This window comes from Spirosoma sp. KCTC 42546 (genome assembly GCF_006965485.1).
In the GTDB taxonomy this organism is placed as follows: Bacteria; Bacteroidota; Bacteroidia; order Cytophagales; family Spirosomataceae; genus Spirosoma.
Genome location: NZ_CP041360.1, coordinates 5,360,559 through 5,384,625 on the forward strand (window position 1 = coordinate 5,360,559; position 24,067 = coordinate 5,384,625).

The following is a 24,067-nucleotide window of genomic DNA, read 5'->3' on the forward strand; positions in this document are numbered from 1 at the left end:
ACGGTAGGTTACAGAATGGTCAATCGCTTAAGCTTTAGGCCCCATGTTGTTTTCATCTTTGGGGCTTATGCCGATTTATTCAGTGAACGAACACGATCCATAAGTGGAAGCTGGAGCGTCACTTTCGTAAGGCCCTCTGGCTTACTATCAATCTGTAAGTGGCCCTGGTTCATCTCGATTAGGGTTTTGACGATAAACAAGCCCAGCCCCGAACCCTGCTGCTCGTAATACTTGCGGTCAAACTGAGTGTATGGAGCAATCCGGAGACTATCGCTGGATTTAAACGCACGTCCCCAATTGGTAATGGTTAGCTGGTAGCACTCATCACGAATCAGCCCCGACACACAAACGTCACGACCTCTTTCCGAAAACTTAATCGCATTGTCTATCAACTCCTCCAGTATCTTGGTCAGGCTGTGGGGCGGTAAGCGTAGATGGGCCATTTCGGTAGTAGTAAGGATGGTTGCAGGCTCTTCATGCTCTTTCTCAATCGTTTGTTTAACCTCTTTAACAAGCGCATCGAATACATAGGAGTTGCCCTGGCTTAATGCGTCGTGTTCAGCAGAGCCATGCGGGTGGATAAGTAAGTTGGTGAGACGTTCATTTTCGAGGGTTCTTTTAAGCCGTAAGCAACACCTCATCATCTGGTCCAGCATAGACTCCATCTCGGCGGAGTCGAGCGTAGGGTAATCTTCCTTTAATAGGCCGATAAAGCCCATAATCCCGGCTAGGGGTGTGTTATGCTCATGAATCGTGACACGACCCAGGTTGGTTAGATAGTTGGTCAACTGGACCTGTACTTGGTGGTTGCGAATCTGCTCACGCTTTAACCGGGTTTCGATGGATTTTAGTAAGTCTTTACTCGTAAACGGTTTGATGAGGTAGTCATCAGCGCCTAAGACCATACCTTGGCGGAGGTCATCGGGTTCGGCTCTGGCAGTGAGAAAAATGAAAGGTAGGTGACTCAGTGAACGGTGAGCGCGAATGGACTCCAGTACCTGATAACCGTTCATTCCGGGCATCATGACATCGCAAAGTATCAAATCAGGTTGTGATTGAATGGCTCGGTTTATGCCTTCCTGGCCATCGGCGGCTGTATCGACACTAAAGCCTTGTAGTGTCAGCAGTTCGGCTACGTTCTCACGAATAGATGACTCATCTTCGATGACTAATATCTGCCTTTTCATGTTTGGTCAAAAGAGGGTACGATGGATTGGGTCGTTTGGTATTGCCTGGATCGAGGTGTAAGACGGAGCCTTTACTTAAAAAAACACGTAAGGTCTTCTTAAACCAGCGAAGCTTCGCTTTACAGGTAGTATGATTTGACTGTGAGCAAATCCTTACCTCTAAATAGACTTGTTGAGTAGCTAGCTGTATAATCAATAAAAATAATAGCACCCGCTATGCGTAGGAAGCTTACCGTGATTATTCTAAAAAAATCGAATTAGAATCGAAAAAACGCTGCCTTAGCTTTGTTTCGGCCATTTGAGGTTGCTCATTTTCGTCAACATTCAACCTAATACGCCCACTAATTCATGAATAAGACGGCGACTAATACATTTATAAATTATGTCAATAAGATGGTGAGTCGAACTGATTGGCAACGGGAAGTAGAATCTTTGTATACCAACTATTATTTGATTTCTCTAGTACTAGCCTACCCGTCGACTGCATCGGCTCCTGAGGTTAGTCAGTTCCGACGTTTACAGTCCACTTTGATCAAAACGATTGAACAGTTTGTCGCCGAATTAGATCAGCAAACAAAGCAAACTCAATCGCCGTCGGCCATCAACTGTTTGCTGAAAAGTCATATAGCGGTTATGCAAACGCTTAACGGTCAAATCGGTAATCTGTTAAAGGAACAAGCGGCTGGTGTGAGCTAAGGAGCGTAAATAAGTTGTCTGTCTAAATGTTGACATTGGATCATTCGATGCGTATTGGGTGCCAGCATTATTTGTTGGGTAAAGCCGTTTTCGGGCGGTGTTGCTGCCTAAAACGCAGGGGTGACATACCATTGGCTTCTTTGAAACTGAATGAGAAATAAGATAGGCTACCAAAGCCGCATCGGTCGGCAATCTGCTGAAGACTATAGTCGGTTTCTAACAGAAACGCTGCAGCCTTACGAAGACGGTGGCCTTTTAGCAGTTCACTAAAGTTCCGTCGGAGATATTTCTTTAGATTCCGTTGCATCGCCGACAGACTCATGTTCATTTCCAACGATAATTTATCGGCGGTCAAGGATGGATTACGAGCATGCTGCTCGAGTAGCTCGCTAAAGCGCTTAACGAACTGAATTTCGGTTTCCTGATGAGCGGACGCCTGCTCTAATTGGTGCAATACTAACTCAGTTTGTCTACGGGTGATATTATTAACTTTTAGGAGTAGTTCTTTATGCAGGAAGGGCTTGAACAAATAATCAACAGCGCCTTCTTCTAACCCCAGAAGTTTATCCTGTTCGGTTACTAGGGCAGTTATAAAAATAACCGGAATTGACCGGTAAAGAGCGTGTCGGTTTTTTGCCCGGATAAATGCAATGCCGTCCATATTCGGCATCATGACATCGCACAAGATTAGATTGGGCAGAAAAGTGGGTAGTAATTCAAACGCCCTGATTCCATCCGGTGCGGTTTTTACTTCGTGATTACTTAATTGGAGCTGCTCACTGATATTTTCCCTTAACTGCAAGTCATCCTCGACTACTAGTATTTTTGCCATTACGGGTAGTTATATACATTATATCAAAAGTAAATAGTTTTTTATAAATAAATAAATTGAGCTAACCGTATGTTACTAAGAGGGCCGAGGTGACGATGGTTAGACCTGGGTCCGCGCTCCGACTGCGGGCCATTTGACAGTCATAAAAAAAGCCGTCTCCCTAAGTACTCTATTCTTGGGACGTTTTAGTTGACTGCTAATGCAAACGACCGAACGGCGGACCGTGAGTTATTTCTTTTTGTGTAAAACTACCCACATCATCGAGATTTTCGTCCAATAAAAGGGTATTTAGAATTACTTATGGCCTATGTACTATTTTATAAATGAATAACTTACACTGATACTACCTTCAATTAAAATCGTCCAAAAAATCCTCCCATTGCAACTGGAACTAGACAGTCGTGAATGAGCGCAATAGCCCCATACTGCAAACGCCACACTCAGGAGCGTGGCGTTTGCAGTATGGGGCTATCTAAAATTAGTTGACCGCGATCAGACGATTCGGGGCGCTGGGCTGGGTGGTCGACAGCGTGACAGTATGGGTTGTTACATCAACACCGTTCGTGATTTCTACCTGGTAGGCACCATCTTCCAGCTCACTAAGATTTAAGCGAATGCGCGCTGTTTTTTCGTTCTTACCCAGATGTTGAACAAATAGAACCTTACCGGATGTACCCTTCAGTTTGATGTCTACTTTACCCGTCGTTTCTTTATCAAGGGCAATGTTCAGTTTACCTTCTACGGTTGAGTAAATACCGGCTTTATAGGCAGCAACGGCTGCTGGGCGGCTACCAGGGTTAACGGCAGCCAAGGAAGTAGAAAGCGTAACGGCACTAAGGGTAACGGCAACGAGCAGTGGTTTGATGAGGGATTTCATGACTTTATGTAGTTGTTGTTTGCGTTAAAATTGAGTCGGGTTCTTCCCGATTGATGTGTCAAAGGTATGGGCGATAGATGGTACTATGCATAACAAACTACCGGAACGGTTGACCCCCTGGATGAGTGGAGTAAAAACAGGGTGGTTGAGTAAACGGTCGTATGCACCTTACTTAAACTACTTACTACTATTTTCTAGTAAATCGGCCTTTCCAGCGCCTTATAAGGAAAGAGCCCCTTACTGCTGATTCAATCACTTTTTCCTATGACTGTCGGACTATTTATACCCTGCTATGTAAACCAGTTTTACCCGCAGGCAGCCATCGCTACGCTGCAATTGCTGCAAAAGCTAGGGGTAAGCGTGGTGTATCCACCCAAACAAACCTGCTGCGGCCAACCTATGGCTAATTCAGGCTTTGAACACCTCACGCAGGAGTGCAGCAACCTTTTCATAGAAAACTTTTCGGAATTCGACTATATCGTGGCTCCTTCCGCTAGTTGTGTGCTTCACGTAAAAGAACACCTCAAGTCAGTTAACGATCCGGCCAGAGCAGACAGCATCCGTTCGAAAACGTATGAACTTGTTGAGTTTTTGACCGATGTGCTGCACCTGGAAAATCTACAGGCACGGTTTCCGCACAAAGTGGGTATCCACCAGAGTTGCCACGGGTTACGCGGGCTGCATCTGGCTCAGATGAGCGAACTAAATGCCGCACCCTTCTCCAAACCTGTCCAGTTATTAAACATGGTAGACGGCCTGGAGCTGGTTACGCTGGACCGCCCGGACGAGTGCTGCGGCTTCGGCGGAACGTTCTGCGTGGCCGAAGAAGCCGTATCGGTAAAAATGGGCAAAGACCGGGTTTCTGATCACGAACGACATGGGGCTGAATACATCACATCCGTCGACCTTTCCTGCCTGATGCACCTCGAAGGAATTTTACAGCGAAACAAGAGTACCGTTAAAGCCGTACATATTGCCCAAATTTTAAACTCGACCTTGTAATGGAAAAACTAGTCAACGACCATGCTGCCTTAGCCGAGATCTTTATTAAAGACGAAGAGCGTGTCGACTGGCACGACGGAGCACTTTGGTGGATACGGCAAAAACGCGACATGGCAGCCAAAAACATACCGGAATGGGAGGCCTTACGGGAAGCAGCCTCCCAAATCAAAAGCAATGTACTGTCCAACCTGCACGATTATTTACTGGAATTTGAAGCCAACGCTATCAAGAATGGTATCAACGTTCACTGGGCTGCCGATGCCGAAGAGCACAATGCAATTGTGTATGGTATTCTGAAAGAAAAAGGGATTGAACAGATGGTAAAGAGCAAATCCATGCTTACGGAAGAATGCCATCTGAACGAATATTTGATCGAGCGGGGAATTGACGTGATCAATTCAGATCTGGGTGAATATATTCAGCAATTGGATAATGAACCGCCGAGCCACATCGTTCTGCCCTGTATTCATAAACGAAAAGAAGAAATCGGCGAAATTTTCCATGAACATCTGGGTACCGAAAAAGGGGTATCCGATCCCACAACGCTGACCCGATTTGCCCGCCGACACCTGCGTAAAGTTTTCATTACCCGGCGGGCTGCCCTTACGGGCGTGAACTTCGCCGTGGCCGAAACCGGTGAGTACGTCGTGTGTACCAACGAGGGGAATGCCGACATGGGCGCTCATTTATCCGAAGTACAGATTTCGTCGATGGGGCTCGAAAAGATTATCCCCCAGAAACAGCATCTGGGTATATTCTTACGACTATTGGCCCGCAGTGCCACGGGTCAACCTATCACCATTTATTCCAGCCATTTCAAAAAGCCGCGAAAAGGGCAGGAAATGCACCTGATTCTGGTCGATTATGGTCGGAGTCGCCAGTTAGGCCGGGCCGATTTTCGGGATTCGTTAAAATGCATCCGATGTGGTGCCTGCATGAACACCTGCCCCGTGTACCGAAAAAGTGGCGGTCTCAGCTACCACAACACCGTTTCTGGACCGATCGGTGCGATTCTGGCGCCGAATCTCGACATGAAAAAGCATGCGGATTTGCCCTTCGCATCAACGCTCTGTGGCTCCTGCTCCAATGTATGCCCGGTAAAAATCAACATTCATGAGCAACTGTATAAATGGCGTCAAGTGATTGTTCAGGAAGGCTATGCCGCCAATACAAAAGTACTGGGCATTAAAGCCATGGCCTGGACACTCTCATCGCCATCATCCTATACAACCATTGGAAAAGCGGGACGATGGGTATTGAATAACATCCCGTTTGCGGTCAACAATAAGTTCAACCCCTGGTACAAACAACGTGAAATGCCTGATACGCCAAAAGAATCGTTTGGTGAGTGGTATGCAAAACAGGAGCCAAAGGACGGCACCGAGAAACGTTAATCAACGAAACTGAATGAACACGAGAGAAAGCATATTGGCCGCGGTTATCAAGAACCAGCCGCCAGCCAGTCCTTTGCCTAGTATCAGTGCCTTTAAAGGTACCGACCAGCATATTTTTTCAACATACGCGGATACATTCACCAGCATCGGTGGCACCGTCTTTTTAGCTGAAAGCCTAGCCAGGATCACAAGCCTGATTCAGGAAAACTTTGATGGGACACTGCGTATTATCACTACCTTACCCGAGTTAGGCAATTCGTTTGAACTGCTCTCGCCAGAGGCCGATCCCCATACGTTTGATGATGTAGAGGTAGCCGTGATTGAAGCAGAGTTGGCTGTAGCCGAAAACGGAGCCGTATGGCTACCCGAACAACGGATGGGCCAACGAATCATCCCCTACATTTGCCAGCATCTGGTTGTAGTGGTACCTGCCGAACGTATTGTGCCGACCCTACACGAAGCCTATCAGAAAATTGGGGCGGGTGATTATGGCTTTGCCGCCTTTATTGGTGGGCCTTCTAAAACGGCGGATATTGAACAGGCGCTGGTGCTGGGCGCCCACGGCCCAATCTCGATGACCGTCTTTATTCTGAAAGCAACGGATAAAGCGGATTCGTCACGAATAAACTAGTGCTATGCCAAATCAGACTCCCGACCGGTAAATGCCGTACCCTCAACGCTACCGTTTCTTTTTATCAGGCGAATAAACCAGTCCGTCAATGGCTTCCAGTTGATTGTTTACTTGCCTGACAAAAACACAGGTGAACATCCATTTCGCTAAACGATAGGCATCCGTCCGAAACTCGCCGATCGGTAGTTTGATCAGCACTTTATTCCAGCCCTTTTTTAGCGTAACTGGCTCTGGCGGGCGATTTTCGTAGGGCTCGTTTGTGTAGGGTTGTTCATTATCCAGCGGGTGTAAGCCTGCATTTGTCCAGATGGGTGGCCTTAGCTCCTGGTCATTAACCCAGATTTTACTGCCTTTGTAATCCCACTAGCCCTGGCTGGTTTAAGCTGTTCTATTCCAGCTAAATCCTGGGGGTTACTTCGTTTTTAGGTTGGGCCAGCGCAACACCCAGGGTGATCATCAATAGAATGAATAACGACGTAGTCCTCATCGGTAGCAATCAGCCAGTGATAAATCTCATAGGTAGTAACCTCGTGGCTAAGCAACTCTACTCATCCCTGCTGACAAAACGGTTCATTCGTTCGTTGAAGGCATCCAGCATCGCATCATCAAGGGTCCCCGCCTGTTGCAGATCGAGCCGTAGAAAATCTACCCGGTCAGCCCCCTCGATCATTCCCTCGAACTTGAGTTCCTGCTCCACCCAACCCGACGTTTTATGTAGCGCAGCCGCCTGAGCAAGCACTGCCTGAACAATAACCGTTGTCCGATCCGTATCCTGGGTTGTCAGCAGAAGTATCCTGATGTCCGTCAGGTAATCGGCATAGGTTAATCCCTGGGCAGGTAGTTCGGCCCGAACCCACTGAATGGCCAGTGACTGAATCAGGTCTTTGTAAGGTGCGATATCAAGATCGTCTAAGCGTATACGTTGGTTCACGGGTTAAACTTACCATGGTGAGCTAATTATATCCTAAACAACCTGTATACCTATAGTTACTGATGAGTGGGCCGATTTAGTCGTCATATCAAGCGCAAATACGTACCCGCGAAAGCCGGATGTCTGGCCGGTTGAACTGACGCTGCATTTCAGCGAAGACCCAGTCAATCGCTTCATCTGGATCCGCAGCCGCAACGGATAGATCTCCATTTTGCTGAATGTTGTGATTCGTCTCATCCAGTACATCAAACACGACACGAATTAACTGTTTTCTTTTAGTTACCATACTACTCTAATTTATAAACAGATGGGCTGACCAATCAGTACCTGGTTGCCTACCCACTAATCGGTTACGACCAGTGTAGCATCAAGACGACAGGCCACTTCATCCTTGTTGTTGATTTTGGGCAAAAATACGAGCTATATACTATAGTTATATTATATATAGCAAAATAATATTGCACAAATGAAGACTGCCCTGGAATTGGAGAACCACTACAGTTGGCTGTCACGAATCATGTAGCCTGAAGAATGTAGGTATTTGTTTATAGATGAGATGTAAGTAATGAAGCTGGGGAAAACAAATCATTAGGTTATTGAACCTGGATTACCTGAACGCCCAGTACCGGACGACCATCGGCGGTAACACCCTGGATCACCACGCGCAGCGTGCGTACTACGTCCGATAGCGGAAAACGTAGCTGGCTTCGCCCCTGACTGTCGGTTTGCATGAGTGGTTTCCAGTAGAGAACATCCCGGTAATCGACGGAGCCGGAAATGGAGTCGGTCGTTACTTCCGTAGTATAGCGTGGGACGTAGAACTCACGCTGTACCGACGGGTAGCCAATGAATTGAATTGGCGTCATACCTTCCTGTGGCCTCGCACTGCCCTGCATAGACCGTGCCCTTTTTGTGTAAAAAGCAATAACTCCGTTTCCGCCCCGAGCCCCATATGTACCCGTCGTAATAGCACTTTTCAGCACTTCGATACGTTCAATATCACTTGGGCTGAAGAAAAATAAAGCAGTTCCATCAGGGTCCTCAATGGGCATACCATCCATCAAATACAAGGGCTGCATGCCACTTTTGAAACTACTCACTCCCCGCATAAACACCTTATAGCTACGCGGTACTGCGGCTCCTTCTCGTGTAACCGTCACGCCCGCCAATCGTCCCTGAAGCATTTCATATAGATTTTGGTAGGCTGGTGATTTCTCATCGACCACAATAACGGCATCAGCTTCATTGTGTAAACTGCGCTGTTGAATATCCTCGGGTCTTTTATCTAATTTCTGCGCTCGAACCGTCACTTCTTTCAGCACTTTCGCCGTTTTGTCGCGGTAAGAATCGGCGTTTGCTTCCTGCCGAAGTCGAGCCGCTTCCAGTTGAGTCCGTAACATCGACCAGTTTGTCGCAACCGTTAGTTGACTAGATTCCCATCCTTTTCCGGGCACTTCCTGAACCAGAAAGGCTTCTTTGGCCGGAATATTTTTTAACCGATGATCAGCGATTCGTGTCAGTAATTGTATTGTATCGGTAATGGCCATGCCTGCCAGTCGAAAGCGCCCCTGTTCGTCAGCGCCTGCCGATTTTACGAACGATTGCTTAGGGCTTGTCGACATCACAATAATCTGAGCGCCGGGTATAGGTTGATGTTGAGCATTCAAAATGCGCCCCTTGAGCGATACGCCACCGAGTGAATCTGTTTCGGGTGTGCCACTGACCCGTCGCCAGCCCTGCGTTAACAATAGGTCGTCCAACGCTTGACGGGTTTCGGCAGAGCGATTCATGACGTATTGGTTAGGATTTTCGACACGTCCCCGAAGCTCGCCCGTTAGCAACAAGTGTGCCTGCAACGTGGCATCGGCGGTATCATCAGGCACTTGACCTACATCGGTAATCGACGCCGATAAAGCGGCCAGTGCGGGTAATCCGTTATCAGTCAGATTGACGCTTAGAATGGCCTGCTCGCGGGGCTGATACCGGGTTTTGTTTAGACCCATCCGCACGCGCACTGGCGCAATGAATTCGGGCACATAAATTAATCGCTCGGCTTGGGGTTTGGCGATGGCATCGTACAGGGTGATTTGCGCAAGGCCCGGCAACCAGCTCATCATGGGCAGGTTTATCTTCGCCACCCCATTTTGCAGGAGAATTTTTCGCTGATCGACCACACGACTGTGCTGCTGAATCAGGATATACACGGAGTCGATAACGGCCCGGTTAGAACTCAGTATGGTTAATGCCAGGCGGGTTGTATCGCTGATCGCATCGGCCGACAGCAACAGCCCTTCCGGTTCGGGTTTGGGCAACGGAACGTGTTGCGGCTGGTTGTTATACGTTAGGTCGGCGTAATACGTCCGTTGTGCCTTGGGCTCCATCAACACGCTGGTCATTCCCTGCTGATTGGTCTTGAAACGAACGACTTCAACGCCCAGGTCGTCGACAATACGTCCCGCGATGGACAATCCATGACCATTGGACTGGACAATTTTTACACCCAGCCGCGCTGGCAATCCCGAAATCCAGCAACCACCTTCCGGCAAAATCTGGACATCTACTGGCTGCGGAACCGAATCATTATGTATGGCTACCTCGTTCCGAAACAGATTATAGATAGCCACAGACCGTTCAAAAGCAGGGCGTCGCTGGGCGTCATCTTCATCGGTATAGGCGCGCAGGCGATACGTTCCCGTCTTGAGCGTATCCGACAGGCGAAAATTGCCTTCGCCACGTCCGTCAACGATGCGTATCCACTGGTGCTGAACAAGCTTGCCTGCCGAAGAAAGTAGATCGACATGAATAGCCGTTTCGCCATCGGCCCGCTGATGATTGACAGCATCAAGCAGGTACGTACTCATCCAGAGCCGATCGCCCGTGGCGTAAACCGGTTTATCGATGTGCACAAACAAGCTGGGAGCCAACAATTTGAATCGTTCACTGAAATCCGTAGCGATACGTCCCATACGAGCATCTGGTGGCGCGAGTTTCCCCTGTAGGGCTAATGAGCCGTTCGTAAGCGTCTCTTTCTCATTGCCTTTAACCTTCCAGTCGGCGGGCAACATGGTCGATAGCCGGTCGTTACCCATCGAGCCTTTTACGTCCATACCTTCAGGCATCGTAATAACCCCATCGACGGTCATTTGCAGCTGGCCACTAGGCAGTCTCATTTCCGTATAGGCGTAGCGAGCATCGGGATAAGGCGAAAAACCCGAGTTCGCATTCGTATAGAATACGATCAGTTTCATGGGCGAAACCAATCGTCGTTCGGTCGATAGCTTACCGGATTGAATCAAGGCAGAGACCTTAACTGGAATCAAACGCTTATAGTCGCTAACCGCAGCGGAAAGCGTAATTGACCGCTGTTCAATGGGAATTGGTTTGGTGATATCTTCCTGATAGACCAGAAAGCCTGCCTGTTCGAACGTATTGTCAGTCAGACTAGCCATTAAATGGCGAATAGATCCTTTGTAAGCAGCCAACCGGTTACGCCGGAATCGGTCGGCTTGCCGTTCGTTCTCGGGTTTTAGTTCGTCAAAACGGGCTGTACCTGCATAATAAACCTCGCCTGATGTAGTTGCACTGAACTGTTGCAAATCATAAACCAGTCGATAGCCCAGCGCCTGGTTATCAATTATTAATGGCTCACTAGCCGTTGCATATAAATGATCTTTATCTTCGTTGAAATGGAGAACTTCGCTGTTGACAAGCACACACTGTCCGCCAAAGGGCTCTCCGAAGAGTTGCTTTTTAAACTGACGTAACTGCCGTTCCCATTGCTTCGGATTACCCCGTACGGTTACGGCATCCAGCGTTTGTTCACTTGCTTTCAGCCGAAAACTGGCTTTTTGTGGAGACGCATTATCAAATCTGTATGTGCGTTTGTCCGGCTGATAGCCAATAAACGAGGCAACCACCTCAACCGTACCCAGTGAAATTCCAGCCAGGGTAAACGCCCCTTTTTCGTCGGTGACAGCCCCCCGCGTGCTGCCATTCACATAGACATTGGCAAACGGCATAGGTTTCCCCGTCGTGGCATCCGTTACAGTACCGGTTAGTACGGCTGTCGTTTGCCCACAAGCCAGGTGGGTCGACCCCAGCAGTAGAACGGCAGTTATCCAGCCGAAGAAGAATGAGCAACGCATAGGTAGTCAATTAAGCCCTCTAAAAAGGGCTCCGAAACGTACTTATACCTATGGCTGTACTAGTACCTATGGCTGTACTAGCCCATAGTCAGTCAATAAATGAGTGGGGGTTACTAAAGGTGTGCTAATCTGGGACCTCTAACTTCCCTGACTATTAGGGATCAATGCGAGTGGATCGAGGACCTCTTCGCCCATTCGCTGGCAAGGTAAACTCTAAGGATAGAAAAAAGTGTATAGCGTGCTGGCTGGCAGCAGTGGAAAATCAACGAACCTCTATTCTATGATACTACAACTATAGTACGCAGGAACTCGCAAAAAGCGCATTAACTCCGGCCCAAATTCAAATAACCAGCTTCAATCCCTTTGTTTCTGGCTTTTGCAAAATGCGCCTGACTTACCAATAAACGAAATGGGATATTTTTTTGCCATGGTGCAAAATTATCAAAACGTCTATAGGTTTATCAGGCGCTTCTTTACATATATGGGTATTTACTATTAAGACTCAATAGTTAATAAATGGTTATCATTTTTAATAAAAAAAGTTAGTCTCAAAGAGACTAACTTTTAAGAACCCATATATGTATTGCCAATTGTAAAACATGGCTATTAGTCATCTAACGTAAAAACATATAATTGGTTGAGTTACTAAATCGCCATTTAATAAACTCCGGCCGGGTTTCACATTCATTGTCAGCAACTTGATGTATTTCTAAAAATCCGGGCACGAACCTTAAATAACTTCGTGTACAATAAATCACCCCCGACATCCGAAAGAAAGTATACCACCGGATTTAACGGGGCTGCCTGCGCGGGCTGATATGCTGAGGCTGGTTAGTCAGGGAGAACCTACCATGGCAATTACCATTTCCTTACGCTGATTATCAGCGTAAAAACACGCCTATAGCGTCCTTTTTGGGTCGATTAAGAGCCGTTTACTGGAAGATAGCCGGGGATTGACGCCGTATTTTTGATTTGCGGAATACTCGCCATGAATTGTTAACGAATGCAGGCCGAGCCTTGGGAGCACGGGTATTATTAAATCCGTAGGTTACATTCGTTGTTAGGTTACGGTACTCTTATTGCGTTTGCCAATCAATTTTACCAGGCTGTTTTGGCCAAGCTTCATAAATAAAGTGTCCGGCGAAACAGTCCCCCCAGGAAACAGGAGAAAGTAGAAAGCCCTAAAAACACAAAAGCCACTGATTATCAGTGGCTTTTACTTTCTCTTGTTTGCCCTTGTTAGAGCCTTTTGTACCGGGAGCCGGTACAAAATAAAGAGCCTATCTATCTGATTATCAACATTATAGTAGGCAGTAAGTAACAAATAGGAACCATATAGTGCAAAATCAGTTAAAAATTTATCAAAAGGTCGAGTTACAACCACCAAAATCTCCTAAAACCATAATAACATACGTTGATATAGGCTAGAATTAGAGTTAATGAAATAATGTACCTAGATAACAAGTCGTTGATTGGAAGAAATGCCTAGGTAACCTTTGCTAATTCCTCCGAATGTATATTTCTAACCTATAACCTCATCGGCTAGTCAATGAGGTTAAGTTTCTAGGCTAATTTATGGGTAGCTATAAAGTTTTCCCATGTTGACATTGCCGTTGTTATCAACTCATCAAGATCACAAATAACTTTGCCTGTACTATCAGTTATTTCTGCATCAATTTCACCCTTAGCCACTGCCCCAGTGGGCGTTACCTTCCCGGTTGTTAGGTCAAAACTGATAAAATTATCACTTTGGGTCACGGTGAAAGAAACAACTGATTTTACATTTTTTATAAGTGGGTCTAATCCTGATCTTTTAGATTTTGTTAATGGATAACCGTGTTTTTGTTGATTATCTAAATCTGTAATAAGTTGGAGATACAGAGATTTATTGATCTCATCTTCTACGAGTTGTGGCTTCAAACCTACAGAGCTCATTTTGTTTTTTATGTTATCTTTCAAGTCAGCTATAGCGCTTATAGTGCTTACGACTTTACTTTCGTCGGTCGCATTTTCTTTGGAGCCAAAACTAAATTCAAATGTACCTGGCTTCCAACGAATTTGCTTTTGATAGTCTTCAGTTGACATTTGCCCAATACTGGCATATACCCGCTCTATTCGCTTTTTAAAATCATTAAAGTCCATATAGATTCATACTAAGATTAATTGGCTAATGAAAGTTAAGCCTTTCTCCTCGTATTCAAAATCGAGCGTTACATTATTAACAATCAACACAATTGATCGTCATCGCTAATTGGTGTAGCTAACACCTAAGCTCAGCCTGGAAGGATTCGGCATCTCGTTATACACGGCAACTTCATACCTGATCATCATTTACTGCTACCTGGTACAAGTCAGGCATGCGGATTACATGAATTTTGGCTTCTACCGTGGCCACCTCTGCCCATCAGATGATAGAGATAGTACCGCTGAAGAAAACAAAACGACTTTCATTCTGACCAACATAGTACCGCAGGCACCTCAACTTAACAGGCAATCTTGATTGAGGCTAGAAGGCTACTGCCGTAATCTCGTGACTCAGTGTAACGAGCTGTACATCATTGCTGGAACAGCGGGCAAAGGTGGTGAGGGGGACAACGGCAAGGCTACAACTATTGCCAGTGGCAAGCTAACCGTTCCTGCTGCGCTCTGGAAGGCGATTGTAGTATTGCCGGTAGGATCTGACGTGAACCGAATAAGCGCTTAGACGCGAGTTATTGCCGTCTAGATGCCAAACACGAATGCAACCTGCAAAGGGGCTTGGGGAAGTTACCGAGTTAGCGTCGATGTGGAGAAGCAACCGACCTGCTGAACAGGGATGAGTAGGGTAACCAACTGTAGAGTCAGCTGCCAGCAGGTAAGCTAAGCCGAAAGCTTGCACTTCCCAAAAATACCCTAGTAAGCGGATCAACATTTGAGTAATGTGTCTCTAGCTCGTAAAGGTAGTTGACGAGGGATAAACGTATCAGGCTTGAGCCCTGAGTAGGTGTTCGCTCGTCAACTCCTAGTAAGGGTTAATAACAATCCCACCTTAACCTTGCGATGCATAGTAATAATATTCCGCCTGTTACTTTGGTATTTTAAACGCAACCTATTTTATATGAGCACAGTTAAGACTTCTTGTTGGGTACTGTTGATATTAACTTATCTAGTTGGTTTACCCTCACAGGCGCAATGGACTACGGCTAAACTTTCAGGCCCAAGAAACTACCTAGCAGCTACCAGTGTAGGAAGTAAAGCACTTTTTGGGGGAGGCCTGGTAAACAATTATACGTCAACTGACAAAGTAGAGATTTTTGATGTGGCTACTCAAGCATGGTCTAAGGCTAGTCTCTCACAAGCTCGATGGAATTTACTTGCCACTAGTGCAGGATCTAAAGCATTTTTTGCTGGTGGAATGACGGGAAGCCTCCAAAATCCATTAACACCTTCAGATAGAGTAGATATCTATGATGATGCCACTGGTTTGTGGAGCACGGCAAGCCTTTCAATAGCTAGAGCTAATTTTGCCGCTACCAGTGCAGGTTCTAAAGTTTTTTTTGGTGGAGGACTTGGCCTTTCTAATGTAGTAGATATTTATGATACGGCTACAGGTCTTTGGACCACTACGACTCTTTCGCAGGGACGATATAATCTGGCTGCTACTAGTGCAGGCTCTAAAGTGTTTTTTGTCGGAGGCAAGTTAGCCAATGACGTTATGTCCAATGTTGTCGACATCTACGACACCACCACAGAACTTTGGACGACAAGGACGCTACCAAACCTAGTTGGATTTCCCATTGCAACTAGTGTAGGGACGAAAGTTTTCTTTTCGGGCGATCAAACAAACATAGTTGATATCTATGATGTCGCGACTAACGTATGGTCTACGGCTACCCTCTCTAAAATACGATTTAGCTTATCAGCAACCCGTGCAGGAACTAAAGCTTTTTTTGCGGGTGGAGGCTTTTTACCCCCAGGCGAATATGCTGCATCGTTTAGCGATGTAGTAGACATATACGATTATGCTACTGACCAATGGACTACAGACAAATTACCACGCGCCTGTCTTCGTTTAGCTTCTACTAGTATAGGGAAGCAGGCTTTTTTTGCCGGTGGAGAACCTGCTCTTTATACTACATCGGATGAGGTATATATCTATACAATCCGACCACCGCTTAATATAACTCCTTCTAAGGCAACCCTAACCAGTACCAGCCCCTCAGTCAGCCTATCAGCGGTAGGCGAGGGCACTCTCAAATGGTCAACTGGAGCTACTACTCCGGTTATTTCGGCTACTACCGCAGGAATCTATTCGGTTACCTTGACAAACGCTGAGGGCGATACAGCCAGTGCCAGCGCAACAGTAATTGGTCAGGATTTAAGCCCCACACTGCTGCTACCACAAGCTAACTTCCCCGCTGCTGGTAGCGAAGTGAATCTAGTCGTGGCAGTCGCGGAAGTAGGTGGCTTTCCGACGTCTTTAGGAAACGTTTCTATTACCATCACCGTCCCTACAGGCTTCACCGTTTCCTATGACCCATCGCTGACTGCTATCAATGTTACAGGCGGGGAAAACAATCCGGTCATGGTGAATAATTCTGAATGGCGTATAACAAGCAATACTAGCAATCAGCAGATTCGCTTAACAATTAATGAAGGGCTATTTATTGCTGCAAATGCCACTACCAATTTAGGCTTTACGGTCACCCGTACGAGTGCTAACTCTGGAAGCACATCCAATATCACAGTCAATGTTGCCAATGATAAGACTAAAACGTTTGACGGAAATTCAGCGAATAACATCTATGCCAGAATAATCAGCGGCTTATAAGTTTTTCTAATTTCGTTAATTGACCAGCAGAAGTAATCTCCCTAGAGATAGCCGAATCAAGGTCATCCGAGTCAGAGTCGGGGGTAATAACCGCTATACTATCCGGCAATGTTGATGTCCTGCCAGGGCTCGAACCTGGAACCTTCTGAACCAAAATCAGACGTTCTACCAATTGAGCTACAAGACAATAAAGACCTCCATGCTGAGGTCTTTGCAGAGAGCCTGGGGCTCGAATCGACCGGCGACCCGGCCAGAAGTCAGTTTTCCGACTACAGCTTAGCAGGCTGTTCCATTAACCATTCTGGCAACTCTCTATTCCGGCACACCGGGTAGGGCTCGAACCTACGACTTTCGGTTTTGGAGACCGACGCTCTACCAACTGAGCTACCGATGTAGTTGAGGTCCGTCCCGGATTCGAACCGGGGGTGTTGCTTTTGCAGAGCAATGCCTTACCACTTGGCCAACGGACCATACTTTAGTTGGAGCTGAGGGATTCGAACCCACTCACCCGAAGGAACAGATTTACAGTCTGCTGCAACTCTCCCACGTTGCCGAGCCCCAATGTGTAGGGATAGTGAGAGTCGAACTCACCGCTTCTTGGTCCCAAACCAAGCGTCTCACCCCGAGACTATATCCCTGAAAACGAAAATAGCCCCTACCGTTTGAATCCGATAGGGGCTTTCTATAGAAAAAGTCTTTTGAACCTTAGACAATAGTCATACCCCTAGCGTGCCAATACTGACAGCTACTTGGTTGGGGTTGATATTGACGGCGATTGTTCATGGCACAAAGGTAAAACAAAAGAAATCACACTTGCAATACCTACCGTTAAGTAATAGGGTGATTGCATCAAACGTTAAGTTGGCTCAGTAGGGTCATTAGGTAGGCATCGTCACGGGCGGCTTTCTTACGTTTGCGCTTCAGACTCATCTTGACTGGATCGCGACTAATCAAGCCTAAAGCTAACTTACGCACTGTGGTCAGATTACGTGGAGCATGGTCTTTCCGAACCTGACAGGCATCCTCATCAAAGGTAACGTCCAAGTGCCAGTGTTGCTCATTCTCAATACTCCAGTGCCGACGAATATAACGGCTCATCTGAGTCGCCGAAAAACCTGTTAATGAACTGATATAGAAATGTTTACCATACTCTTCCTTGTCGTTCAACCAACGACTTGACTCTACGCAGATGATACTTCTGAGTCCGATCCATTCCGTGGCAGCATCCACCAGGGTTAGATTTTCACTCACCCAAACGGTTCGCTTTTCTGCTCGCCCATGGCCTAAATCCCGGCTTACGTGGGCTTGTAAAGTAGGCTTTACCCGCTCAAACCAACCTACCACCTGCTCATAAAGTCCATCTTGGTTCGCTTTTAGGCCAATCACATAGTCTGCCTGCTTGTCAACAATCAGTTCAGTAATCGTTTTCTGGCATCCAATGGCATCAATACTCACCACACTGCTCGTGATGTCAAGCGGTTTGAGCAGGTCAGGGATGGCTTTTATCTCATTGGTTTTATCGGCTATCTGACTCTGAGCCAGGCACAACCGCTCTTTTTCCGCCCAAACACTGACAATTTGAACCCTAGCTTGCTTATGCCCAGCCTCAACAGTTCCTCGCAGTTGCTTGCCGTCAACGATGAGTTGTTTTTGGGCCAGTAAGCCCACAATATCCTTCCCCCACTTCGTCAACAAAGCTTCTAACTGCGTAGGCTCTAATCGGCGAAAGACTCGGTTCAAGGTATCATGAGAAGGGATGCCGCAGGGCAATTCAAGAAACTCACGCAGGATATCCTGTTTATCACAAGCGTAATCATACACCTCTTCAAATCCTTCACAATCAGCTAAATAACCGCACAATACAATCATCAATATATCGGTTAGCTGATGAAAACACTTCCCCTCCTGGCGGGGATCGTCAATCTCAAAAAATAATTCGGCTACATCCATCTATCAAAGATGGCTAACTTAGCCTTTCATGCAATCACCCTAGTTAAGTAATGTGGTGGCCAAGAGTCTGGATTTCTTTTATTCTTTGTCAGATAAATCCTAAATCTCCCTTTTTCATGGACTTTAAAGATCAAATTAAACAATTGGCGGAGCGTGTCTCCCGCCTGAAAGACTCTATCCAAACCGAAGAGGCTACCAAGAATGCCTTCATCATGCCTTTTCTGAATGCACTTGGCTATGACGTATTCAACCCATTCGAAGTAGTACCCGAATTCATATCTGACATTGGCACCAAGAAGGGAGAGAAAGTAGATTATGCCATCATGCGTGAGGTAAATGGACAACCTGAGCCCTGTATGCTCATCGAGTGTAAGCACTGGAAGCAAGCCTTGACGCTACATGATAACCAGCTCTTGAGGTACTTTCACGTAACCAAGGCTAGGTTTGGGGTCTTAACCAATGGTGTCATCTATCAATTCTTTACCGACTTGGAAGCGCCCAACCGAATGGATGAAAAACCATTCCTTGAGATTAATATGCTCGATTTGCGAGATAATCAAATTGAAGAGCTTAAGAAATTCCATAAGTCCTACTTCGATGTAGATAGTATTCTGTCGACAGCTAGCGAGTTGAAATACACCAATCAGCTTAAGGTATTGATTCAAAATGAGCTAGCCTCACCTTCGGAGTTCTTTGTGCGTCATTTCGCCAAACAGGTCTTTACCGGCCAGATGAATGCGCAGCGATTGGAATATTTTACCGGCCTAGTCAAGAAATCATTTCAACAGTCTTTCTCCGATCAAATTAAAGATCGGCTTACTACTGCACTCACCAAAGAGCAGGAAACACCCGCAGCAATAAGCGTTGAGGTGGCAACCTCCATTGAAAAGCGTGAGCCTGCTGTTATTACTACTGCTGAAGAGCTAGAGGGGTTTTACATCGTCAGGGCCATACTCAGACCAGTTATATCTCCTGAGCGCATAGTACACCGAGATGCACAGTCTTACTTTGCTATCCTGCTTGATGACAACAACAGGAAACCACTCTGCCGTCTGAATTTTAACGGGCAAAAGAAGTTCATTACTCTCTTTGACGAAGCTAAAAAGGAAGTCAGGCAAGAAATAAACTCATTAAATGACATATTTGATCATAGTGAAGCACTATTAAGCACTTTAGCAACGTACGGTATAAATTAATGCAATTGCTAGATATACTTCATATAGAACCTGATGGCCAGTAGTAATTTAACTACATAGAACATTTTTCAATGGGCAAGCCAAGTAATAAAATAGTTGAGTTTTTTAAGCTTCAGGCTAGCATGAAAAAAGCTGGTCACATATCAGAATGCTTCTACCATAAGAAAGAAGAATGTAGAGGCCCAATAAAGCAGGCCCATAGCCTACAGAAAAATGGTAGGTTATCATTAATAGAGGGGGAGGTTAATGGGCAAAATAAAATATACACTTTCTCAAATACTCAGCCAAATGAGAAATCTTATTTTGGCGATCTAAAACCAATTGGAAAAGGTGAAGCGTCAACCTTTTTTGGTTTTTGTGACAAGCATGATGCAGAGCTATTCTCTGACATTGAAAATCACGAGTATGACGATAGCGATAAGCATAATTTTTTACATTCTTATCGTTCTTTTGCTCACAGTTATCATATTAGTAAACAGGGTATTAAAGCAGGAAATTCAGATAAAAAGCCAAGAACTCCAATCGATGAACCTTTATTACAAGGATTTAAAATGAGTCTGGTGGATTTTGATATCTCAAAGGCAAAGTTGGATAGAATGATTGAGCATAAAATCTATGAAAAGTTATGTTATTTATCAGTTGTGTTACCCGATCAAACCATCCCGATAGCTTGTGCAACTGTCATTACTCCCCCTTATTATTATAGTGGTAAACCCTTTAATAATCACCTTGATATTGACATACCTTATTCTGATATAATGTTAACCGTATTGCCAGATTACAATCAAACTATAATAATATTTGCTTGCTTTTCAGATGATGGTGCCTCTATAAAGTTTTTAGACGAGTTTAGTACGCTGTCAGATTTATTATTTTTCAAGGCAGTATCTTCTTCACTTATCTCCCAAGTAGAAAACACTTTTTTTGCACCTGCCTTTTGGAATGCCTTAGGGCTAGAAAAGCAAAAACAACTACTAAAGGAAATAGAATATAATGTTGCCGAAGGGCTAGTAATGCCACCTCATAAGGGTTTTTACCGTAGTAAAATTAATCTTTTTGACACAAGGCTATCAGCCCAAAAGTTGGGTATTGATTGTGTTTGGCTAAAATAGCAATTATATACATTCTCATCCTTAAGCCGAGAGTCCAGTAAGATGCATAGTGGAGCTGCTACATTTGACTGGACATTAAGTTAAGTGTGATCTAACTTAGTGAACCATGAAAACCAGGAGACAGTACGACCGCACGGGCGGCCCCGGAAGAATTCAAAAAGATGGCCGTGGAGCTATCAGTGGCAAAAGGATCGCTAAAAGCGACTGCTGAAGAGTTAGGAATAACCCCACAAATTCTGACCCGGTGGCGTAGTGAACGAGTAGTTGCTCAAGGCTCCCCAGCCGTCAGCCGAACTCAGGTGAGCCAGGAACAACAAGAAATAATACGACTGAAAAAGGAACTCAAACAGGCTGAATTAGATCGGATCGCCGAAGCGACGCGATATTCTAAAAAAGGCGGTCGGCATCTTCTCCAGGGGCGACGGGAAATATTCGGATTTATAAAGGCTTACCAAACCGAATTCCCCGTTGAGATGATGTGTAGAGTACTGAATGTAAGCCGCAGTGGGTATTATTATTGGCTAACCCAACGACCCACCAAAAGAGGCACTGAAAATCAAGCTATTACGCAGTTAATCAGCAACTTGTTCACTGCCAGTAAAGGCCGGTATGGTAGTCCAAAAATTACTCAGGATTTAAACGCTCAGGGCGTAAAGGTATCACGCCCCCGCGTAGCCAGACTGATGAAGCAGGCTAATCTTAAAAGCGTCATTCAGAAGAAGTATGTAGTTGCTACTACGGATTCAAAACACACCTACCCAGTGGCCGAAAACCATTTGAATCGCCAATTTAATCCCATAAAACCGGGCCAGGCCTGGGTGTCTGATCTGACCTACATCCAGACCGGTGAAGGCTGGCTGTACCTGACAATGATTATGGATTTGTATGATCGGAAAGTGATTGGCTGGGCCTTGAGTAAATCGATGAAAGCCGCTGAAACAACCATTCCAGCTTGGCAGATGGCGATTAAAAACCGGCCAATCGAACGCCAGTTGATCTTTCATCGCTCCGGCGACCCGGTCGGATCGAGGGGTTCAGTATGCCTGTCATAGCTTTACTAGACTGCTGAAAAAACACCCGCTGGTTGTGCAAAGTATGAGCGGGAAAGGGAACTGCTGGGATAATGCTGTGGCGGAGAGCTTTCGCTTCGGCGATCCGATTCAAAAGCCTCAAGTCGGAGTTGGTCTATCAGCACGATTTTCAAACGCAAGCCACGGCTAAACAGGCAGTCTTTGAGTACATAGAGATTTGCGGGGCCGCCCGTGCGGTACAATCGCCAACGAAGGCACTCAGCATTAGGCTATCTTTCCCCTTTCGACTATTATAACAGGCAATATCAAAATGTGGCTTAGAGATTTGTCCAGTGTTCTGTTGCAAGTCCACTTTGCATGTACTCAAAGAAATTGACCTTTTGCTTTAAGGCAGGTGCTACACCATTATGTTCAGCCCCGGCCTGTAATTCCCTTTTGGCCCTGATATTCTCAGCAGTTTGGGTAACAGCCTTGTTGTGTTGCTTCTCTAAATCGTCTTTTGGCCGCTTGTAGAGATAGAGTTTTAAAAATTCATACGTACTCTGCTCCCCATTATAGAGGTCTAAATAGAGGCTAATTTTCCCGCTAGCCAGCGCCTTTTTTCGAAGTTTAACTGCCATGTTTTGCTGCTTTATATTCCTAAGCTAGCAAGTAACAGACAAATAAACGAGTAACAAATAGGTAACAAGAAAGCGATAAGTAACAGAAAAGAAGAGAAAACAGAAAGCCTTAAAAACACAAAAGCCACTGATAATCAGTGGCTTTTACTTTCTCTTGTTTGCCCTTGTTAGAGCCTTTTGTACCGGGAGCCGGACTCGAACCGGCATGTCCTTGCAGACAATGGTGTTTGAGACCATCGCGTCTACCGATTCCGCCATCCCGGCGACAGAATCGTCTCTGTTTCCAGAGATGCGTTTGTCAAACGTGGGTGCAAAAGTAAGGAGAAAGAAGGAAAGGAGAAAGGAGAAAGAAAAGAAATCTTCATTATTTCTCCTTTCCTGACTTTCTACTCATACCGTAATGCATCGATTGGGTCTAATTTGGAGGCTCGCACAGCCGGGTAAATTCCGGCAAACAGCCCAACCGTTATACAGACCACAAGCCCCAGTCCCATCCAGGCCCAGGGCACAACAAAGCCGCCTTTTCCCTGGCTGATCACACCCGAAATCAGGTTACCTACCCCCAGGCCCAATAGAACACCGCCTACTCCACCAAGAATGCAAATAACAATGGCTTCAATCAGGAACTGCTCCCGAATACGTTGGGGGGTAGCCCCGAGCGATTTCCGAATGCCTATTTCGCGGGTCCGTTCGGTAACGGATACCAGCATGATGTTCAGCAACGCAATAGAAGCACCGAGTAAGGTAATGAAACCAATACCAAACCCGCCAATCCGCAAATAACCGGTTATGTTCTCCGTTTCCTTCGCCAGATCATCGGCTCGCTCAATCTCGAAGGAATCAGGTTGGCCAAGTTGATCACGCCGAACTAACCGCATTGTGCCCCGTGCTTCGTCAACAGCTTCATCCTGATCTGACACGGTGGGTACTGATGCGGTAATATCGAATGTCAGTTGCTGACTCCCTGCCAAGGCCCGGGCATTATCGAGCGGAATTAGGATGATCCGATCATCGCCCCCACCCGAAAAACCTCCTTTTTTGGCCAACACACCCACAATTTTATACTGGTTTCCAGCCACCCGTATGACCTGATTAATCGGGTTCAACTTCCTCTCGAATAAGGTATTCGCCACTTCACTGCCAATTATGGCCACGTTGCGAGCGGCAGTCAGATCATTCGGCGTTAGGTTACGACCAGTTTCCATCGTGAATCCTTTCACATTCAGGTAGGCATCGTCGCCCCCGGTAAGCTGAATGTTCGGGTTTGTTTTCTTTGATCCGAATTTAGCCTGAGCGGCCCCGGCCACCACAGACGAAACAGAAATAGTAGCCCCATACGGAAATCGGCGTTTGAACTGAACGGCATCAAAATAATCGATTGGTGCATCCTGCCGCTGTACCCGCCCCCCCCGTCGGAATGCATCCTGTCGGGCTACAATGCTAAATGTATTGGCTCCTAGTCCTTCAAAACTACTATTCACTGAACTCTGAATACCCTCAATAGCCGTCAGAATACCCACCAACGAGGTAATACCAATGGCAATAATGAGTGAAGTCAGAATAGTCCGAAGTCGGTTACCAGCAATCGACCGCAACCCTTCGCGTATGTTTTCGAGTAGATTCATGAAAAAGGAGAAGGGAGGAAAGGGAGGC

The 24,067-nt window shown here is 46.1% G+C and carries 18 protein-coding genes, 7 tRNA genes and 2 pseudogenes; 9 read left to right on the plus strand and 18 right to left on the minus strand.

The window, feature by feature from the left end; translation table 11 throughout:
- Positions 1-65 precede the first annotated feature (65 nt).
- Complete coding sequence (locus EXU85_RS22000; protein ID WP_142774157.1) at positions 66-1,187, minus strand: response regulator; 1,122 nt, start codon at positions 1,185-1,187, stop codon at positions 66-68.
- A 348-nt stretch (positions 1,188-1,535) separates the two neighbouring features.
- Here EXU85_RS22000 and EXU85_RS22005 point away from each other — a divergent pair, with 348 nt between their 5' ends.
- Complete coding sequence (locus tag EXU85_RS22005) at positions 1,536-1,883, plus strand: hypothetical protein (protein ID WP_142774158.1); 348 nt, start codon at positions 1,536-1,538, stop codon at positions 1,881-1,883.
- Between the two features lie 67 nt (positions 1,884-1,950).
- Here EXU85_RS22005 and EXU85_RS22010 read toward each other — a convergent pair whose 3' ends face one another.
- A complete protein-coding gene (locus EXU85_RS22010) occupies positions 1,951-2,715 on the minus strand; it encodes a response regulator (protein ID WP_142774159.1) in 765 nt (254 codons plus the stop codon).
- Positions 2,716-3,193: 478 nt separating this feature from the next.
- Positions 3,194-3,592 (minus strand): T9SS type A sorting domain-containing protein, encoded by a 399-nt coding sequence (locus EXU85_RS22015; RefSeq protein ID WP_142774160.1) that lies wholly within the window; start codon positions 3,590-3,592, stop codon positions 3,194-3,196.
- A 264-nt stretch (positions 3,593-3,856) separates the two neighbouring features.
- On the opposite strand from EXU85_RS22015, the gene EXU85_RS22020 reads away from it, so the two are divergent.
- From EXU85_RS22020 to EXU85_RS22030, 3 genes are read left to right on the plus strand one after another with little or no spacing between them, the layout of a single operon-like run.
- Complete coding sequence (locus tag EXU85_RS22020) at positions 3,857-4,594, plus strand: (Fe-S)-binding protein (RefSeq protein ID WP_142774161.1); 738 nt, start codon at positions 3,857-3,859, stop codon at positions 4,592-4,594.
- Positions 4,594-5,988, plus strand: a complete 1,395-nt coding sequence (locus EXU85_RS22025) for a lactate utilization protein B (protein ID WP_142774162.1) — start codon at positions 4,594-4,596, stop codon at positions 5,986-5,988. The genes EXU85_RS22020 and EXU85_RS22025 overlap by 1 nt, the downstream gene beginning before the upstream one ends.
- A 13-nt stretch (positions 5,989-6,001) precedes the next feature.
- Entirely contained in the window at positions 6,002-6,619 is a 618-nt protein-coding gene (locus tag EXU85_RS22030) for an LUD domain-containing protein (protein WP_142774163.1), read from the plus strand.
- A 48-nt stretch (positions 6,620-6,667) separates the two neighbouring features.
- Here the strand turns inward: EXU85_RS22030 and EXU85_RS35450 are convergent, their stop codons facing one another.
- The 5 genes from EXU85_RS35450 to EXU85_RS22050 form a co-directional block, all read right to left on the minus strand.
- Positions 6,668-6,817 (minus strand): hypothetical protein, encoded by a 150-nt coding sequence (locus EXU85_RS35450; RefSeq protein ID WP_168207846.1) that lies wholly within the window; start codon positions 6,815-6,817, stop codon positions 6,668-6,670.
- 346 nt (positions 6,818-7,163) lie between these two features.
- Positions 7,164-7,550, minus strand: a complete 387-nt coding sequence (locus EXU85_RS22035; RefSeq protein WP_142774164.1) for a hypothetical protein — start codon at positions 7,548-7,550, stop codon at positions 7,164-7,166.
- Positions 7,551-7,638: 88 nt separating this feature from the next.
- The gene (locus EXU85_RS22040) at positions 7,639-7,836 is read right to left on the minus strand and encodes a hypothetical protein (RefSeq protein ID WP_142774165.1); all 198 of its coding nucleotides are present in this window, start codon (positions 7,834-7,836) and stop codon (positions 7,639-7,641) included.
- 307 nt (positions 7,837-8,143) lie between these two features.
- Positions 8,144-11,695: a carboxypeptidase-like regulatory domain-containing protein gene (locus EXU85_RS22045; RefSeq protein ID WP_142774166.1), complete on the minus strand. Its 3,552-nt coding sequence runs from the start codon at positions 11,693-11,695 to the stop codon at positions 8,144-8,146.
- A 1,563-nt stretch (positions 11,696-13,258) separates the two neighbouring features.
- A complete protein-coding gene (locus tag EXU85_RS22050) occupies positions 13,259-13,837 on the minus strand; it encodes a hypothetical protein (RefSeq protein ID WP_142774167.1) in 579 nt (192 codons plus the stop codon).
- 226 nt (positions 13,838-14,063) lie between these two features.
- Between EXU85_RS22050 and EXU85_RS35835 the strand changes: the two are divergent.
- A pseudogene (locus tag EXU85_RS35835) lies at positions 14,064-14,399 on the plus strand (DNA/RNA non-specific endonuclease).
- Positions 14,400-14,792: 393 nt separating this feature from the next.
- Positions 14,793-16,505, plus strand: coding sequence for a hypothetical protein (locus tag EXU85_RS22060; protein WP_142774168.1), 1,713 nt, complete (start codon positions 14,793-14,795; stop codon positions 16,503-16,505).
- A gap of 114 nt (positions 16,506-16,619) precedes the next feature.
- Here the strand turns inward: EXU85_RS22060 and EXU85_RS22065 are convergent.
- The 7 genes from EXU85_RS22065 to EXU85_RS22085 all read right to left on the minus strand — a co-directional run bounded on the left by EXU85_RS22065 (position 16,620) and on the right by EXU85_RS22085 (position 18,455).
- Positions 16,620-16,692 (minus strand) — tRNA-Gln (locus tag EXU85_RS22065).
- A gap of 27 nt (positions 16,693-16,719) precedes the next feature.
- Positions 16,720-16,819: transfer RNA gene (locus EXU85_RS35225), tRNA-Ser, on the minus strand.
- A 7-nt stretch (positions 16,820-16,826) separates the two neighbouring features.
- Positions 16,827-16,899: transfer RNA gene (locus EXU85_RS22070), tRNA-Trp, on the minus strand.
- 5 nt (positions 16,900-16,904) lie between these two features.
- Positions 16,905-16,975 (minus strand) — tRNA-Cys (locus EXU85_RS22075).
- Positions 16,976-16,985: 10 nt separating this feature from the next.
- Positions 16,986-17,065: transfer RNA gene (locus tag EXU85_RS35230), tRNA-Tyr, on the minus strand.
- Between the two features lie 6 nt (positions 17,066-17,071).
- Positions 17,072-17,143: transfer RNA gene (locus EXU85_RS22080), tRNA-Pro, on the minus strand.
- A 211-nt stretch (positions 17,144-17,354) separates the two neighbouring features.
- Complete coding sequence (locus EXU85_RS22085) at positions 17,355-18,455, minus strand: ISAs1 family transposase (protein WP_142774169.1); 1,101 nt, start codon at positions 18,453-18,455, stop codon at positions 17,355-17,357.
- Between the two features lie 116 nt (positions 18,456-18,571).
- Here EXU85_RS22085 and EXU85_RS22090 point away from each other — a divergent pair, with 116 nt between their 5' ends.
- The 3 genes and pseudogenes from EXU85_RS22090 to EXU85_RS22100 all read left to right on the plus strand — a co-directional run.
- On the plus strand, positions 18,572-19,651 hold the full coding sequence (locus EXU85_RS22090; protein WP_142774170.1) for a type I restriction endonuclease: 1,080 nt from the start codon (positions 18,572-18,574) through the stop codon (positions 19,649-19,651).
- 122 nt (positions 19,652-19,773) lie between these two features.
- Positions 19,774-20,763 carry a hypothetical protein gene (locus tag EXU85_RS22095; protein WP_168207847.1) on the plus strand — a complete coding sequence of 330 codons (990 nt, stop codon included), beginning with the start codon at positions 19,774-19,776 and terminating at the stop codon, positions 20,761-20,763.
- Positions 20,764-20,912: 149 nt separating this feature from the next.
- Positions 20,913-22,115: pseudogene (locus EXU85_RS22100) on the plus strand (IS3 family transposase); the annotation flags it as partial.
- Here EXU85_RS22100 and EXU85_RS22105 read toward each other — a convergent pair.
- The 3 genes from EXU85_RS22105 to EXU85_RS22115 form a co-directional block, all read right to left on the minus strand.
- A complete protein-coding gene (locus EXU85_RS22105) occupies positions 22,112-22,414 on the minus strand; it encodes an Arm DNA-binding domain-containing protein (protein ID WP_142774172.1) in 303 nt (100 codons plus the stop codon). The pseudogene EXU85_RS22100 and the gene EXU85_RS22105 sit on opposite strands and share 4 nt — an antisense overlap.
- A gap of 180 nt (positions 22,415-22,594) precedes the next feature.
- A tRNA-Leu gene (locus tag EXU85_RS22110) sits at positions 22,595-22,678 on the minus strand.
- Positions 22,679-22,800: 122 nt separating this feature from the next.
- On the minus strand, positions 22,801-24,039 hold the full coding sequence (locus EXU85_RS22115; RefSeq protein ID WP_142774173.1) for an ABC transporter permease: 1,239 nt from the start codon (positions 24,037-24,039) through the stop codon (positions 22,801-22,803).
- Between the last annotated feature and the right edge of the window lie 28 nt (positions 24,040-24,067).

What these genes read in the sequence shown, in the direction of transcription:
- EXU85_RS22000 (WP_142774157.1), bottom strand. Translation starts at nt 1,187, where the DNA reads ATGAAAAGGCAGATATTAGTCATCGAAGATGAGTCATCTATTCGTGAG.
- EXU85_RS22005 (WP_142774158.1), top strand. Translation starts at nt 1,536, where the DNA reads ATGAATAAGACGGCGACTAATACATTTATAAATTATGTCAATAAGATG.
- EXU85_RS22010 (WP_142774159.1), bottom strand. Translation starts at nt 2,715, where the DNA reads ATGGCAAAAATACTAGTAGTCGAGGATGACTTGCAGTTAAGGGAAAAT.
- EXU85_RS22015 (WP_142774160.1), bottom strand. Translation starts at nt 3,592, where the DNA reads ATGAAATCCCTCATCAAACCACTGCTCGTTGCCGTTACCCTTAGTGCC.
- EXU85_RS22020 (WP_142774161.1), top strand. Translation starts at nt 3,857, where the DNA reads ATGACTGTCGGACTATTTATACCCTGCTATGTAAACCAGTTTTACCCG.
- EXU85_RS22025 (WP_142774162.1), top strand. Translation starts at nt 4,594, where the DNA reads ATGGAAAAACTAGTCAACGACCATGCTGCCTTAGCCGAGATCTTTATT.
- EXU85_RS22030 (WP_142774163.1), top strand. Translation starts at nt 6,002, where the DNA reads ATGAACACGAGAGAAAGCATATTGGCCGCGGTTATCAAGAACCAGCCG.
- EXU85_RS22040 (WP_142774165.1), bottom strand. Translation starts at nt 7,836, where the DNA reads ATGGTAACTAAAAGAAAACAGTTAATTCGTGTCGTGTTTGATGTACTG.
- EXU85_RS22045 (WP_142774166.1), bottom strand. Translation starts at nt 11,695, where the DNA reads ATGCGTTGCTCATTCTTCTTCGGCTGGATAACTGCCGTTCTACTGCTG.
- EXU85_RS22050 (WP_142774167.1), bottom strand. Translation starts at nt 13,837, where the DNA reads ATGGACTTTAATGATTTTAAAAAGCGAATAGAGCGGGTATATGCCAGT.
- EXU85_RS22060 (WP_142774168.1), top strand. Translation starts at nt 14,793, where the DNA reads ATGAGCACAGTTAAGACTTCTTGTTGGGTACTGTTGATATTAACTTAT.
- EXU85_RS22085 (WP_142774169.1), bottom strand. Translation starts at nt 18,455, where the DNA reads ATGGATGTAGCCGAATTATTTTTTGAGATTGACGATCCCCGCCAGGAG.
- EXU85_RS22090 (WP_142774170.1), top strand. Translation starts at nt 18,572, where the DNA reads ATGGACTTTAAAGATCAAATTAAACAATTGGCGGAGCGTGTCTCCCGC.
- EXU85_RS22095 (WP_168207847.1), top strand. Translation starts at nt 19,774, where the DNA reads ATGAAAAAAGCTGGTCACATATCAGAATGCTTCTACCATAAGAAAGAA.
- EXU85_RS22105 (WP_142774172.1), bottom strand. Translation starts at nt 22,414, where the DNA reads ATGGCAGTTAAACTTCGAAAAAAGGCGCTGGCTAGCGGGAAAATTAGC.
- EXU85_RS22115 (WP_142774173.1), bottom strand. Translation starts at nt 24,039, where the DNA reads ATGAATCTACTCGAAAACATACGCGAAGGGTTGCGGTCGATTGCTGGT.